The sequence below is a fragment of the Streptomyces sp. NPDC007896 genome (assembly GCF_042959425.1).
Classification (GTDB): Bacteria; Actinomycetota; Actinomycetes; order Streptomycetales; family Streptomycetaceae; genus Streptomyces.
In genome coordinates, this window is record NZ_JBIBKX010000004.1 from 355,442 (window position 1) to 369,967 (window position 14,526).

The following is a 14,526-nucleotide window of genomic DNA, read 5'->3' on the forward strand; positions in this document are numbered from 1 at the left end:
TTCGCGCTTCTCTTCGCGCCCTCGGGGTCAGATCCCCTGCCAGTCCGGCTTGTTCGCGAACGTGTGCCGGAAGTAGTCCGCCAGCTTCAGCTTGGACGCGGCGGCCTCGTCCACGACGACCGTGGCGTGCGGGTGCAGCTGGAGCGCCGAGGCGGGGCACACCGCGGCCATCGGCCCCTCCACGGTCGCCGCGACCGCGTCCGCCTTGCCCTCACCCGTGGCCAGCAGGACGAGATGGCGCGCCTCCAGGATCGTGCCGATGCCCTGGGTGATGACGTGATGCGGCACCTGCTCGATGTCGCCCCCGAAGAACCGCGCGTTGTCGACCCGGGTCTGCTCGGTCAGCGTCTTGATCCGGGTCCGCGAGGCGAGCGAGGAGCAGGGCTCGTTGAACCCGATGTGCCCGTCGGTGCCGATCCCGAGCAGCTGGAGGTCGACGCCCCCGGCCGTGGCCAGCGCCTTGTCGTACGCCTCGCACGCGGCCTGGACGTCCTCGGCGGTGCCGTCCGGGCCCATGAACGCGTCCATGCCCAACCCCAGCGGTTCGAGCACCTCGCGCCGCAGCACCGACCGGTACGACTCGGGATGCTCGGCCGGCAGCCCCACGTACTCGTCGAGCTGGGCGACCCTCGCCCGCGAGGCGTCCACGGCGCCGGAGCCCACCTTCGCCGCCAGGGCCTGGTAGATGGGCAGCGGCGTCGAGCCGGTGGCCACGCCGAGCAGAGCGTCGGGCTTGCGCCGGAGCAGCTCCGCCATGGCCTCGGCGATCAGCTCGCCGCCCGCCTTGGCATCGGGAACGATGACAACTTCCACGCTGGGCCTGCCGATCTGGAGAGGGGCTCGCCGGGAACCGTGAGGGAACACGTGTGGTGTAGACCAATCTAGCAAAGGTGTCCCACCCACGGCCCGTCGCCGGGTCCTCGACGCATCGGCTCCTCGACGCATCGGCTCCTCGACCCATCGGCTCCTGGACGCATCGATGCACGGGTGCATCGGCTCCTCGACGCATCGGCGATGGCGGTGTCCGCGATTCTCCGCCGGGGTACGGCCGCCAGGCCCACGGCGACGACAGGGCACCGCCCCCGCAGACGGCGCCTTCCCCCCGTCCCTGTCGTCGCCCTCGCCCCTCCCCCGAGCAGACCCAGTCAAATCGCCCGAGCCGGAACGGGCATCCGTAGATTCACGGACCCCGACTACGCAATGCGCCGCGAGCATCCCGCCGCGGCCGGTTTGTCGGTGCCGTGCGACAGGAATCTTCAAGGGGTGTCACCACGGGCGGGGAAGGGACACACGGCGGGATGGGGGAGGGATGGATACGGGCATGGCGACGGACCGGGCGGCCGACGGGGACCGGACGCCCCTCGTCGGCAGGGCGGCGGAGCTGGAGCGACTCGAGCGACTACTCGACGGGTCGGCTCGCGCGGACCACGGACCGGCGGTGGTCGACCTCACCGGTGACGCGGGCATCGGCAAGAGCCGACTGGTCCACGAGCTGTGCGTACGGGCCGAGCGGCGCGGGTCGACCGTGCTGCGCGGCCGGGCCACGGAGTACGAACGCCACATCCCCTTCCAGCCGTTCACCGACGCCCTCGCCGACCTCGACCCCGCCGTGCTCGCCACCTTCCCGGCCGCCGCCGAGGTCGCCCCGGTGCTGGGCGCCACCCCGCGCCTGGCCGACCGCTTCAGCCTCCACCGTGCCATCGCCGCCCTGCTGGCCCACGTCGGAGCCTCGCCGACGGTGCTCGTCCTCGACGACATGCACTGGGCGGACGCCGCCTCCCTGGAACTGCTCGACCACCTCGTACGCCATCCCGTGCGCGCCCCGGTCCTCCTGGTCGTCGCACGCCGCGCCCGCCAGACCCCCGCCCCGCTCGCCGCGGCCCTCGCCAGGGGCGCGGACACCGGCGCGGTGCGGCGCATCGAGCTGGGCCCGCTCCGCGAACGCGAGTCCGTCGAAGGGCTCGCCCCCGATCTGCCGCGCACCGAGGCCGCCGAACTCTTCGCGGCCAGCGAGGGCAACCCCCTCTACCTCCTCACCCTCCTGCACGCGCACCGCGAGGGAGCCCCGCTGAGCCGCCTCTCCACGACCGGCCTGGGAGCGCTCCTCCTCGACGAACTGACCCCGCTGACGCCCGCGCAGCTGCGCGTGACCGAGGTCGTCGCGGCACTCGGCGCCCACGCCACGACCTCGATGCTCGGCCCCGTGACCGGCCGCGACGACGCCGAGCTCGCCGACGACCTGGCGGCGCTGGTCCGGCGGGATCTGCTGCGCACGGGCCCGGACGGGCGGCTGGCCCTGCGGCACCCGGTCCTGCGCAGCCTCGTCCACGAGAGCATCGCCCCCTGGCTGCGCACCCGGATCCACGGCCTGGCCGCCGCCGAACTGACCCGCGTGGGCGCCCCGGTGGCCGAGCGGGCCCACCACGCCGAGCGCTCGCTGACCGGTTGGGACCCGCCGACCGCCGCCGTCCTGATCGAGGCCGCAGAACAGGCCGCCCACACCGCCCCCGCCAGCTGCGCCCATTGGCTGGACGTGGTGCTGCGCCATCTCCCGCACACACCCGAACACGCTCCCCGGCGCCAGACCCTGACCCTGACCCGGGCCCGCGCCCTGGGCGCCTGCGGCCAACTCCGCGAGAGCCGCGACCTGCTGCACACCCTGATCGCCCGGCCCGACCGGACCGGCGCCGCCCACCACGGCTCCGGTACGGCCGACGGCTCCGGTACGGCCGACGGCTCCGGCGTGCGGACGGCCGCGGTCGTGCTGTGCGCCGTCATGGAGCGGCATCTCGGCCGGTACTCGGAGGCGGTCGCGCTCCTGCGCCGCGAACTGCACCGCAGTCCGGGCCCCTCACCGGCCGACGCCGTGGCACTGGGCCTGGAACTCGGCTCCTCCGCACCGCACGACACCTCCTACCCGACCGTACGGGCCGATGTCGCCCGGACCCTGTCCACGGCCCGTGACCTCGGGGACGAGGCCGCCGAGGCGTGCGCGCTGGCCGTCGCCGCGCTCGGCGAGGCGTACGAGGGGGACATGGCCGCGGCTGGCGGCTACGCCCACCAGGCCGGGGCTCTCGTGGACTCGCTCCCCGACGACGACCTCACCGGCCTGTGCGAGCCGCTCGCCCGGCTCGGCTGGGCCGAGGCGTTCCTCGAACGCTTCGCCGACGCCGAACGGCACGCCGACCGGGGCCTGGCGATCGCCCGGCGCAGCGGACAGCTCTACCTCCTTCCGCACTTGCTGCTGTGCAAGGCACACATCCGGATCCAGGTCTGCCGACTGCCCTCGGCCGTCGAGCTGTCTGAGGAGGCCGAGGACATCGCCCGCGGCATCGGCAGCGACGAACTGCTGGCCTTCGTCCTCGGCACCAAGGCCCACGCGCTGATCGCCGCCTGCCCACCCGGCGATCCCCGGCCGCTCGCCATGGCCGAGGCGGCGGTGGCCGCGGCCGGCCTCGGCGGCAACTGGTGGGCCTCGATCGCCTGGTGCATGCTCGGCTACGCGGCCCTGGTCGGCGGCGACCCGGACCGGGCCCGGGACGCGCTGCTCCACGCGGGCGGCGCCGGCCTGCACGGTCTTCAACCCTCCATGCGCCCTCTGTTCCTGGAGATCCTGGTGACCGCGGCCGTCGCCACGGGCGACCACGACGCGGCCGACGCCTGGGCCGAACGGGCCCGCAAGGAGGCCGAACAACTCGACCTGCCCATCCAGCGCGCCTCCGCCCTGCGCAGCGCCGCCCACATCCCGCTGGGCCAGGGCGACCCGAACGCGGCGGCCGAACTCTTCGCCGCGGCCGCCGCCGAGAGCGCCCGCAGCGGGGCCGCGTTCTGGGAGGCGTACTCCCTGCTCCTCGGCGCCCCCGTGCTGGCGACCGCCCCGACCGACCCACGCCGGGGCGCGGCAGCCTGGCACCGGGGACAGCGACTGGCCGCCGCCGGGGGCGCCCACATGCTGACCGGCCTGGCCGAACTGATCCAGCCCGAGGTGACCCGGGCCGCCGGGGCGCCCGGACGCGGCCTCGCAACCCTCACGGCCCGTGAACGGGAGGTCGCCGAACTGGTCGCCCAGGGCCTCACCAGCCCCGCGATCGCGGAACGGCTCTCTCTGAGCCACCGCACGGTCGAGACCCACCTGTCCCGCGTCTACCGCAAAACCGGCGTCTCCTCCCGAGCGGCCCTCGCCACCCTTCTCACCCGCCGCCCGGACGCCCGCTTCCCACCCCCGTGAGGAGCCGCACACCCGATAAAGCCCTGCCCACGGGCGATGAGATGCTGATACCGATCCCCCGCGATCCGCATCGCACGCACCCACGCACTACCCCGCACCACCCCGCACCGGCCCACGGTCGACGCGTACGACCGGAACGTCCCCAGGAGGCCCCATGTCCGCCCCTACCCCGGACCCCCGGACCGACGACGACCGCCCGGGTCGGATCATGGCCCGGGAGATGGCCGCGCAGCCCGACGTGCTGCGCCGCATCCTGGAGGCGGGCGCGCCGCGGATCCAGGAAGTGGCCCGGCAGATCGCGGCCCGCGAACCCCGCTTCGTGCTGCTCACCGCCCGCGGCACCTCCGACAACGCCGCCCTGTACGCGAAGTACCTGCTGGAGATCCAGCTGGGCCTGCCGTGCGGGCTCACCTCGATGTCGACGACCACGGCGTACGGCGCGCGGCCCGATCTCACCGACGTCCTGGTCATCACCGTCAGCCAGTCCGGCGGCTCCCCGGACCTGGTCGCCTCGACCCGGGCCGCCCGTGAGGCCGGCGCCATCACGCTCGCGGTGACCAACAACCCGGACTCACCGCTGGCGGCCGTCTCCGAGTACCACCTCGACATCATGGCCGGACCCGAGAAGGCCCTGCCCGCCACCAAGACCTACACGGCCTCCCTGCTCACCCTCTATCTCTTCGTCGAAGGCCTGCGCGGCGGCGACGGCGCCGCGGCCAAGGTGCTGCCCGATCTCGCCGCGCACCTCCTCACCCGCCAGGACGAGATCCGCACGCTCGCCTCCCGCTACCGCTTCGCCGAGCGCATGGTGATCACCTCGCGCGGCTACGGCTACCCCACGGCCAAGGAAGCCGCCCTGAAGCTGATGGAGACCAGCTACATCCCCGCCCTCTCGTACTCCGGCGCCGATCTGTTGCACGGCCCCCTCGCCATGGTCGACAACATCTCCCCGGTCATCGCGGTCGTCACCGACGGCAAGGGCGGCGAGGCGCTCCAGCCCGTGCTCGACCGGCTGCGCGGGCGCGGCGCCGACCTGGTCGTCATCGGCCCCCGGGACCGGGTGGAACAGGCCTCGGCCGGGTTCGTCCTGCCCACCGAGGGCGTGCCCGAGGAACTCCAGCCGATCCTTGAGATCCTTCCGCTCCAGCTCTTGGCCTACGAGGTCACCATCGCCCGCGGCCAGGACCCGGACGCGCCGCGCGCCCTGGCGAAGGTGACGGAGACCCGCTGACCGAGGCCATCCGGCCCCGTTCATGAGCCGATCCGGCCCCCACCGGGGGCCGAACCGGGCTAGTCTGCGTGGTGGATGCTGTTGGAAGTTCGATAAAGAGACAACAACAAACATCCGCCGACGCATGGACGCGACACGTGGTCTAGTCCACAATGTGAAGGTAAAGCCTTCGATCGACGAAGCGTCGCTTACGGCGAGGCGTTGATCCGCACAAGCATCCGCCTTCCCCGCACAGGAAGGCGGACCGAGGAACCGGCGCTCTCTGCCCTGACTGCTCCGGGTCCTCTCCTTCGGCCGACCGGGACCGCACAGCCCGCGGCCGTTGCTGCTCCGGGCTGCGGTGCCGGGAGGGTTGAGGGTCCCTCCCAGGCGCCGCGGCCCGCGGGTGTTTTCGGAGCCGGGCCAAACCCCCAGGTAGGCTCGCAGATGTGCCCTCCATGAACGACCTCGTCCGCCAGCACACCGCTCTCGGTGACACCGATCTCGAGTGGTTGCATCTGCTGGTCTCGGAGTGGCAGTTGCTCTCCGACCTCTCCTTCGCCGACCTCGTGCTGTGGGTTCCCACCCGCGACGGCACCCGCTATGTCTCCGTGGCGCAGATGCGGCCCAACACCGGTCCGACCTCGTACCAGGACGACATGGTCGGCCACCTCGTCCCACGCGGCCGCCGCCCCTTGCTCGACGCCGCGCTGGACGAGGGACGGATCGTGCGCGAGGGCGACCCCGAGTGGCGGGAGGAGGTGCCGGTACGGGTCGAGTCCATTCCGGTACGGCGGGAGGGGCGCGTCCTCGGTGTCATCGCGCGCAACACCAATCTCCTCACCGTGCGCACCCCGAGCCGGCTGGAGCTGACGTATCTCCAGAGCGCGTCCGACCTCGCCCAGATGATCGCCGCCGGCTCCTTCCCGTTCTCCGGTCAGCAGGTCGACATGGACGCCTCCCCGCGGGTCGGCGACGGGCTCATCCGGCTCGACGCCGACGGCATCGTCCAGTACGCGTCCCCGAACGCGCTGTCGGCGTACCACCGCCTCGGCCTCGCCTCCGACCTGGTGGGCCACCACCTCGGTGTGACCACCGCCGAACTCGCCCCGTCCCGCGGTCCGGTGGACGAGGCGCTGTCCAAGGTCGCCAGCGGCTGGGCACCCCGCGAGTTCGAGATCGAGAGCGGCGACGGGGTGATCCAGCTGCGCGCGATCCCGCTCAAGCCCAAGGGCACCCGGGTCGGCTCGCTCGTCCTGCTGCGCGACGTCACCGAGCTGCGGCGCCGCGAACGCGAGTTGATCACCAAGGACGCGACCATCCGGGAGATCCACCACCGGGTCAAGAACAACCTTCAGACGGTGGCGGCGCTGCTGCGGCTGCAGGCCCGGCGCATCGAGTCGGAGCGCGGCCGTGAGGCCCTCGAGGAGGCCGTACGACGGGTCGGCTCGATCGCCATCGTGCATGAGACGCTGTCTCAGAACCTGGACGAGCGGGTGGAGTTCGACGAGATCGCCGACCGGGTGCTCGCCATGGTCGCCGAGATCTCGCCCGGCAAGGTCACCGGCCGCCGCACCGGCCGCTTCGGCATACTCGACGCCGAGGTCGCCACCCCGCTCTCCATGGTCCTCACCGAGATCCTGCAGAACGCGCTGGAGCACGGCTTCCGTGAAGGCGACCGGGGCACGGTCGAGGTCTCGGCGGTCCGCGGCGGCACCAGCAAGGAGACCCGCCTGCTGGTCACCGTCCAGGACGACGGGGTCGGCCTCCCGGAGGGCTTCGACCCGCACCGCTCGGGCAACCTTGGTCTGCAAATCGTACGGACGCTGGTGGAGGGCGAGTTGGGGGGCAGCTTCGACATGGTGGCGGCCCCGGAGCGCGGCACGCAGGTCATCCTGGACATTCCGGTGCGGGCGCACAAGTAGGAGTACACGCAGGAGTGCGAGCAGAAGTACGAGCAGAAGTACGAGTAGAGGTACAAGGAGAAGTGTCTGACGCACCCACAGGTCGTGCATGACAGTGGCCCCGGACCAGAAGGTCCGGGGCCACTGCTTACGTTGCTATGCGCATCGGGGGTACTGCGCGCTGCGGCTCGGGGGCGGGAGATGCGTACTCGCTGTACGCGCCGCCGGGCTCAGGCTCGTTACGGGGTGGGGTGTCAGGCGGTGGCCTGACGGGCCCGGTTGCGGGCGGCGCGGCGCTTCATCGCACGACGCTCGTCCTCGCTGAGACCACCCCAGACGCCGGAGTCCTGGCCGGACTCAAGCGCCCACTGCAGGCACTGCTCCATGACGGGGCAGCGGCGGCAGACGGCCTTGGCTTCCTCGATCTGCAGCAGCGCAGGACCGGTGTTGCCGATGGGGAAGAAGAGCTCGGGGTCTTCCTCGCGGCAAACGGCGTTGTGACGCCAGTCCATGGCTGCTACCTCTCCTTGGTATTACATGCACGTTGCTTGTGAATGTGAACGCTTTCACGAATCCCTCAACAAGTGAAGGGCCGACTGTCAGGATTCCCTGACGTGGTCCTGTGATTTGAGGAGGGGTTCTGGCTCTCTGTGGGGCCGATGTTGCGGGCCGTCCCGATCGCCACGTAGAGACTCGCAAACCTCAGCGGCGGATACAACCCCTTCTGGAAAGTTTTTTTTGATTCCTCGGTGTCGACTAGGTCACAGCCGTACTTCCATGGGGTGGACCCTGGTCTAAACGTTCGAGTGAAAGGACTTTGGGCCCTTCCGCTCACACAATCACACGCAGTGCACGGCGTACGCCTGTGAACGTCACGCTGGTCCGCAGTCCCAGGTGGTCACCGTCCATCTGGAGGGGGAGCGGCGCCTTCGAATGCAAGGTGAAGTCGGTCAGGTCGTGCAGAGACAGGGCGTGCTTGCCATGGGGGCCGCGCTCGGGGGACGAAGTGAGCAACTGGGTGGCATACCGGGCAACCGCGCCTGTCGACATGCGGTTGAGAGCGAGTACGTCGAGCCCGGTATCGAACGAAGCCTTAGGTGACGCGTACACCGGACGATTGCCGAGAAACGTCCAGGGCGAGGTGTTGCAGATTATGGACATCACAAGATCGGTGATCGGGTCCTGGCCGGGCCGCTCCAGTGTGATCGTTCCGTGCCTGCGGTGAGGTTCGTCCAAAAACTGACGTGCCACTTGGCGCAAATAGAGGGCGTGGGTGGAACGCTTGCCGCGCTCGCGCTGCTGTTCGACCCGGCCGATCACCCCCGCGTCGAAGCCGAGCCCCGCGCAGAAGGTGAACCAGCGGGAGGGGACGGCTTCGTCCTCGGTGCCGGGGGTGCCCGCAGCGAGACCGAGGCCGATCGCGCGCTCGCGGTCCTCTCTGAGCGCGTCCAGCAGGGCGCCGGTGGCCTCCACGGCGTCGTTGGGCAGACCCAGCGCGCGGGCGAAGACATTGGTGGAACCGCCGGGGACCACCGCGAGGCGGGGCAGGCGGTCCGGGTCGGGGCCGTTGTGCAGGAGGCCGTTCACGACCTCGTTGACGGTGCCGTCGCCGCCGAGCGCGACCACCAGTTCTATGTCGTCGCTCTCCCCGGCCTGCCGGCCGAGGTCCCGTGCGTGCCCGCGGTACTCGGTGGTGACCACCTCGAGCTTCATCTCGCTCGCCAGCGCGTGGATCAAGACATCGCGCGTGCGCGCACTTGTGGTGGTGGCTGCCGGATTGACCACGAGAAGTGCACGCATGCGATGCAGCGTACCTACCGAGGGGTACTGGTCCCAGACCGAGTTAGGGATCCGGTAAGAGATAGGGGCGTGAGTCTCGACACGGTGAGGTGCGGGAGGCGGCGGGGGAGCGGCCGGGGTCCGGCCACTCGTCGGGGCCCGAGGGATACCCTTCAGGGGTGAGCGCTGAGCAGATCCCCACCCCCGACGCCCCCACCGCAGAGCCCCGTCCCGGACGGCTGACCGCCGCGGCCGCGCTGGCGGCGCTGGAGGGGCTGGTCCTCGCCGTGGGGGGCGTGTGGATGCTCGTCCGGGGGGCCACGGGTGGCTCGGGAGACCGGCAGCAGGGCGTGACCCTGGGTGTGACGTTGATCGTGCTCGCGCTGCTGCCCCTGCTGGCCGCCCGCGGTCTGCTGCTGCGCCGCAGCTGGAGCCGGGGCCCCGCGGTCATCACCCAGATCATGGCGCTGCCCGTCGCCTACAGCCTGCTCCAGGCGGACAGCGTGGCGATCCCCGCCGGAATCGCCCTCGCGGCGGTCGCGATCACGGCGCTGGTCCTGCTCGTCAATTCCGAGACGACGCGGGCGCTGGGCATCCGCGGCCCCGGTGCCGCCGAGGAAACCGAGTAGCTCCGGCACTCCGGCAGGGTCCACGCCACTCGTGAGCCCCGCTCGGCGGCTGTCAGGTCACTCCTCGACTACTACTCCTCGACCAGGAGCTTTTCGCGGAGCTGGGCGAGAGTGCGGGCCAGCAGGCGGGAGACGTGCATCTGGGAGATGCCGACCTCCTGCGCGATCTGCGACTGGGTCATGTTGCCGAAGAAGCGGAGAAGCAGGATCCGCTTCTCTCTCGGGGGGAGGTCCTCGAGCAGGGGCTTCAACGACTCCCGGTACTCGACGCCCTCCAGGGCCTCGTCCTCCGCACCCAGCGTGTCCGCGACCGCCGGGGACTCGTCGTCCGTGTCGGGGACGTCCAGCGACAGCGTGGAGTACGCGTTGGCGGACTCCAGGCCTTCCAGGACCTCCTCCTCCGAGATGGCCAGCTTCTCGGCCAGCTCGTGGACCGTGGGAGAGCGTCCGTGCTGTTGCGACAGCTCGGCCGTCGCCGTCGTCAGGGCCAGGCGCAGTTCCTGCAGGCGCCGCGGCACCCGCACCGCCCAGCCCTTGTCGCGGAAGTGCCGCTTGATCTCGCCGACTACCGTCGGAGTCGCGTACGTCGAGAACTCGACGCCGCGCTCCGGGTCGAAGCGGTCGACCGACTTGATCAGGCCGATGGTCGCGACCTGGGTGAGGTCGTCCAGCGGCTCACCGCGATTGCGGAAGCGGCGCGCGAGGTGCTCGACGAGCGGGAGGTGCATGCGGACCAGCTGATTGCGCAGCTCCGCGTACTCCGCGCTGCCGTCCTGCAGCTTGCGCAGCTCGATGAACATCGCCCGCGCGGCGCTGCGGTCCTGAGGGTCGTGCTGGATGTGCTGGGCGCTCGGCCCGTGCTGCGTGCCCTGCACGCTCTGCACCTCTGGCTTGTCGTGTCGCTCGTGCTCGCTCATAGTCCCGCCCGTCACCAGCCGCCGCCCTTCCGAGGACGTGCTCGGCGCGGCACCCTCCGGATCCCGTTGCCCGTCGTCCTGGCCGGAGAGGAGGATCTCCTGTGCGTCCTCCGGGTGCGGCCGGGCCTGTTCGGGGATGCCGTCGACGCCTTCCACCGCGCGCCGGGGCCCGTCGAGGCCGTCGACACGTCCGGCGGGAAGCTCCCGTGTGCCGCGCTCTTCGTCCCGCACCGGCCCGTCCCCGTTCCTCACGCCGGCCCGGGTCCCGCGCCGCGCTGTTTGTAGAGGCTGATCGAAACGGTTTTGTCCTCGGCGACGGTGGAGTCGACCTTGCCCGCGAGCGCCGACAGGACGGTCCACGCGAACGTGTCCCGTGACGGAGCGTGACCATCGGTGGTCGGAGCGGAGACCGTCACCTCGAGCGAGTCGTCGATGAGCCGGAAGACACAGCTGAGCACCGATCCGGGGACGGCCTGCTGCAGCAAAATCGCGCAGGCCTCGTCCACCGCGATGCGGAGGTCCTCGATCTCGTCGAGGGTGAAGTCCAAACGGGCCGCGAGACCGGCCGTAGCCGTACGCAGCACCGACAGGTAGGCACCCGCGGCCGGCAGCCGGACTTCCACGAAGTCCTTCGTCGCGGGCTCGCCTGCGATCTGGGACACCCTCACCTCCAAGGTGGTACAAGCTCTTTCGAGCTCTTTTCGGGGGCCGAGGGTCGCCCCCCGGGGTAACGCGCTAGGTGGTTCAGCGGTGACGCTACCGCGCTCCCAAGTTTCCTGTCCTGGGGACCCCGCCCCTTGCTGTCACTCATAGTAAGCCTATGAGTACGGACAGTGGCTAGAGGTCTGCGGGCCCAAATAGGAAGAGCGCGCGCCGGGTTGACGTACCCAGGCGTCAGACGGTCGAACCGTCCGAGCCGTGGGTCACACCAGTACGTGGTCGACGAAGCACCAGCGCCAGCTCTCACCGGGCTCGAAGGTACGCATCACGGGATGTCCGGTCTCCTTGAAATGCTCCGTCGCGTGCCGCAGCGGCGAGGAGTCGCAGCAGCCGAGGTGCCCGCAGCTCAGACACAGCCGCAACTGCACCGGATGTGTCCCGGCGGCCTGGCATTCCAGGCAGGTCTCGCTCAGCGGCCCGGGTTCGGGCTGCTGAAGCTCGTCGGCGTGCGTGCACTGTTTCATGATTGCCAGGTTACGTCGGGCGTGCGGGATGTCGCGCGAAAACGAGGGTGGGCGGAAGACGATGCACGGATTGCCACTGCTGTTGCTGGTCGCGGGGAGCGCTGCGGTCGCCGGGCTCGCCCGTCGCACCCCGGTGCCGGCGCCGCTGTTGCTCGTCGCGGCGGGCCTGGCCGTCTCGTACGTCCCTGGAGTGCCCGGATACGAACTCGACCCGGGGATCGTGCTCCCGCTGGTGCTGCCCCCGCTGCTGTACACGGCGGCCAGCGACAGCTCGTACCTCGATCTGCGGGCGCATGTGCGGCCCATCGCGCTGCTGTCGGTGGGGTACGTGCTCTTCGCGACGCTGGCAGTCGGCTGGGCCGCCTATCTGATCGTGCCGAGCCTGCCGCTGCCCGCGGCGCTGGTCTTCGGGGCGGTGGTGGCGCCGCCGGACGCGGTGGCGGCCACGGCGGTGGCGCGCCGGGTGGGGCTGCCCTCGCGGATCACCACGATCCTTCAGGGCGAGTCCCTGGTGAACGACGCGACCGCGATCACCGCCTACAAGGTGGCCCTCGCCGCGGCCACCGGCGCGGGCGCGACCTGGGCGGGCGGTGTCGGCGAGTTCCTGCTCGCGGCGGTCGGGGGTGTGGCCGTCGGTCTCGTCCTGATGGTTCCGATCCACTGGCTGCGCACACACCTGAAGGAGGCACTTCTCCAGAACACCCTCTCCTTGTTGATCCCCTTCGTCGCGTACGGGATCGCCGAGCAGATGCGCGCCTCCGGAGTGCTCGCCGTGGTCGTCGTCGCGCTCTATCTCGGGCACCGTGCCTGGGAGGTGGACTTCGCGACCCGGCTCCAGGAGGAGGCGGTGTGGAAGATGGTCGCGTTCGTCCTGGAGTCGGCGGTGTTCGCCCTGATCGGACTGCAACTGCCGGTCGTCCTCAAGGGCCTCGGCCAGTACCAGGGAGCCCAGGCCGCCTGGTACGCGGTGGCCGTCTTCCTGGTCGTGGTCGCCGCCCGGTTCGTGTGGGTCTACCCCGCCACCTTCCTGCCCCGGATCCTGTCGGCGCGCGTCCGGGAGCGCGAGGGGTCCCCCACCTGGAAGGGGCCGTTCATCATCGGCTGGGCCGGAATGCGCGGGGTGGTCTCGCTCGCCATTGCCTTCTCCATCCCGCTGATCGTGCACGGCGGTGCCCCCTTCCCCGATCGCAACCTCCTCCTCTTCCTCACCTTCACCACCGTCATCGGGACCCTGGTCGTCCAGGGGCTGACCCTGCCCCCGCTCATCCGCCTGCTGAAGCTGCCGGGGCGCGACGTCCAGGCGGAGACGCTCGCGGAGGCGAACGCCCAGGCGCAGGCGTCCCGGGTCGCCGAGGAGCGCCTCGACGCACTCCTCGACGACGAGCGCAACGCCCTGCCCCCGCCGCTCGCCGACCGGCTCCGCTCGGTCCTGGAACGCCGCCGCAACGCCGTCTGGGAGCGGCTCGGCGCCGTCAACCCGGTGACCGGGGAGACCGCCGACGACACCTACCGCCGAATGTCCCGCGAGATGATCGGCGCCGAACGCGAGGTCTTCGTGAAGCTCCGCGACCACCGCTACATCGACGACGAGATGCTCCGCACTCTCCTGCGCAGACTCGACCTGGAGGAGGCGGCGGCCTATCGGGAGGCGGCGTAAGGACGCTCAGGGCCGTGCGAGGGCTCAGAACGGTGCCCCCGTGATCACCGCCGCCACCGTCGTCCCCCGTGTGAAAGCCCCCTCCTCCATCAGGGTGACAAGGCCATAGAGCATCTTGGCGACATAGAGACGTTCCACGGGCAGGCCGTGGCGTTGTTCGAAGTCCGCGGCGAAGGTGTCGAGTTCGGGTGTGGTGCGGGCGTAGCCGCCGAAGTGGAAGCGGTCGTCGAGGGACCAGGTGCCGCGCTGGCCGCCGAAAGCGGCTTCCTGGAGGGCGCCTATGTCGCCCTCCAGGAAGCCGCCCTTGAGGACGGGGATGCCCAGGGCCCGCTGGTCGGGGGCGAGACCGGCGGCCAGGCCGGCGAGGGTGCCGCCGGTGCCGCAGGCCAGGGCGGCCACGTCGACACCGCCGTGGCCCCGCAGCTCCGCGCCGAGTTCCTGGCAGCCGCGGACGGCAAGGGAGTTGCTGCCGCCCTCGGGGACGACGTACGCGTCCTCGGCGTCCATCGAGCGCAGCAGGGCGGCCAGCGTCTCCGGATCGCTCTTGCGGCGGTACGTCGACCTGTCGACGAAGTGCAGTCGCATGCCGTCGGCCGCGCAGCGGGTCAGTGAGGGGTTGAGGGGGCGCTCGGCCAGCTCCTGGCCGCGGACCACCCCCACGGTCGTCAGCCCGAGGAGGCGGCCCGCGGCGGCGGTGGCGCGCAGATGGTTGGAGTACGCGCCGCCGAAGGTGACCACCGTGCGGCCCGCCGCCGCGCGGAGGTTCGGGGCGAGCTTGCGCCACTTGTTGCCGATCAGCTCCGGGTGGATCAGATCGTCCCGCTTCAGCAGCAGCCGTACGTCATGGCGCGCGAAGCGCTCGTCCGCGACCTGGTACAGCGGCGAGGGTAGCCGCGGCCGCAGACCGGTCGGGTCGGGCGCTTCGGGGGCGTCCGGAGTGGCCGGGGCGTTCGGGCGGTCCGGGGTTGCGGGGCTGGGCACCCCACCATTGTCGGACACCTGTCCGGTATGCGGGCGG

At 71.2% G+C, this 14,526-nt stretch carries 12 protein-coding genes; 5 read left to right on the forward strand and 7 right to left on the reverse strand.

Annotated elements, in window-relative coordinates; genetic code table 11:
* Nucleotides 1-27 precede the first annotated feature (27 nt).
* Entirely contained in the window at nucleotides 28-813 is a 786-nt protein-coding gene (nagB, locus tag ACFZDJ_RS16225; RefSeq protein WP_384911432.1) for a glucosamine-6-phosphate deaminase, read from the reverse strand.
* Between the two features lie 508 nt (nucleotides 814-1,321).
* On the opposite strand from nagB, the gene ACFZDJ_RS16230 reads away from it, so the two are divergent.
* The 3 genes from ACFZDJ_RS16230 (at nucleotide 1,322) to ACFZDJ_RS16240 (ending at nucleotide 7,363) form a co-directional block, all read left to right on the forward strand.
* Entirely contained in the window at nucleotides 1,322-4,228 is a 2,907-nt protein-coding gene (locus ACFZDJ_RS16230) for an AAA family ATPase (RefSeq protein WP_391059592.1), read from the forward strand.
* Between the two features lie 154 nt (nucleotides 4,229-4,382).
* Nucleotides 4,383-5,459: an SIS domain-containing protein gene (locus ACFZDJ_RS16235; RefSeq protein ID WP_390932230.1), complete on the forward strand. Its 1,077-nt coding sequence runs from the start codon at nucleotides 4,383-4,385 to the stop codon at nucleotides 5,457-5,459.
* A 437-nt stretch (nucleotides 5,460-5,896) separates the two neighbouring features.
* Nucleotides 5,897-7,363, forward strand: a complete 1,467-nt coding sequence (locus ACFZDJ_RS16240) for a sensor histidine kinase (RefSeq protein ID WP_384911703.1) — start codon at nucleotides 5,897-5,899, stop codon at nucleotides 7,361-7,363.
* 233 nt (nucleotides 7,364-7,596) lie between these two features.
* On the opposite strand, the gene ACFZDJ_RS16245 is transcribed toward ACFZDJ_RS16240, so the two are convergent.
* Together ACFZDJ_RS16245 and ACFZDJ_RS16250 are read right to left on the reverse strand one after the other, a co-directional pair.
* Complete coding sequence (locus ACFZDJ_RS16245; RefSeq protein WP_006380970.1) at nucleotides 7,597-7,854, reverse strand: WhiB family transcriptional regulator; 258 nt, start codon at nucleotides 7,852-7,854, stop codon at nucleotides 7,597-7,599.
* A 319-nt stretch (nucleotides 7,855-8,173) separates the two neighbouring features.
* Entirely contained in the window at nucleotides 8,174-9,142 is a 969-nt protein-coding gene (locus tag ACFZDJ_RS16250; RefSeq protein WP_390932227.1) for a diacylglycerol kinase family protein, read from the reverse strand.
* 158 nt (nucleotides 9,143-9,300) lie between these two features.
* On the opposite strand from ACFZDJ_RS16250, the gene ACFZDJ_RS16255 reads away from it, so the two are divergent.
* Complete coding sequence (locus tag ACFZDJ_RS16255; protein WP_168511068.1) at nucleotides 9,301-9,750, forward strand: hypothetical protein; 450 nt, start codon at nucleotides 9,301-9,303, stop codon at nucleotides 9,748-9,750.
* 71 nt (nucleotides 9,751-9,821) lie between these two features.
* Here the strand turns inward: ACFZDJ_RS16255 and ACFZDJ_RS16260 are convergent, their stop codons facing one another.
* The 3 genes from ACFZDJ_RS16260 to ACFZDJ_RS16270 all read right to left on the reverse strand — a co-directional run bounded on the left by ACFZDJ_RS16260 (nucleotide 9,822) and on the right by ACFZDJ_RS16270 (nucleotide 11,851).
* A complete protein-coding gene (locus ACFZDJ_RS16260; RefSeq protein WP_390932224.1) occupies nucleotides 9,822-10,898 on the reverse strand; it encodes a SigB/SigF/SigG family RNA polymerase sigma factor in 1,077 nt (358 codons plus the stop codon).
* A 17-nt stretch (nucleotides 10,899-10,915) separates the two neighbouring features.
* Nucleotides 10,916-11,329, reverse strand: coding sequence for an anti-sigma regulatory factor (locus ACFZDJ_RS16265; protein WP_054228129.1), 414 nt, complete (start codon nucleotides 11,327-11,329; stop codon nucleotides 10,916-10,918).
* A 261-nt stretch (nucleotides 11,330-11,590) separates the two neighbouring features.
* Complete coding sequence (locus ACFZDJ_RS16270; protein ID WP_384911418.1) at nucleotides 11,591-11,851, reverse strand: UBP-type zinc finger domain-containing protein; 261 nt, start codon at nucleotides 11,849-11,851, stop codon at nucleotides 11,591-11,593.
* Between the two features lie 61 nt (nucleotides 11,852-11,912).
* Between ACFZDJ_RS16270 and ACFZDJ_RS16275 the strand changes: the two genes are divergently transcribed.
* Nucleotides 11,913-13,508, forward strand: a complete 1,596-nt coding sequence (locus tag ACFZDJ_RS16275) for a Na+/H+ antiporter (protein WP_391059595.1) — start codon at nucleotides 11,913-11,915, stop codon at nucleotides 13,506-13,508.
* Nucleotides 13,509-13,532: 24 nt separating this feature from the next.
* On the opposite strand, the gene ACFZDJ_RS16280 is transcribed toward ACFZDJ_RS16275, so the two are convergent.
* Entirely contained in the window at nucleotides 13,533-14,489 is a 957-nt protein-coding gene (locus ACFZDJ_RS16280) for a pyridoxal-phosphate dependent enzyme (RefSeq protein WP_391059597.1), read from the reverse strand.
* Nucleotides 14,490-14,526 lie beyond the last annotated feature (37 nt).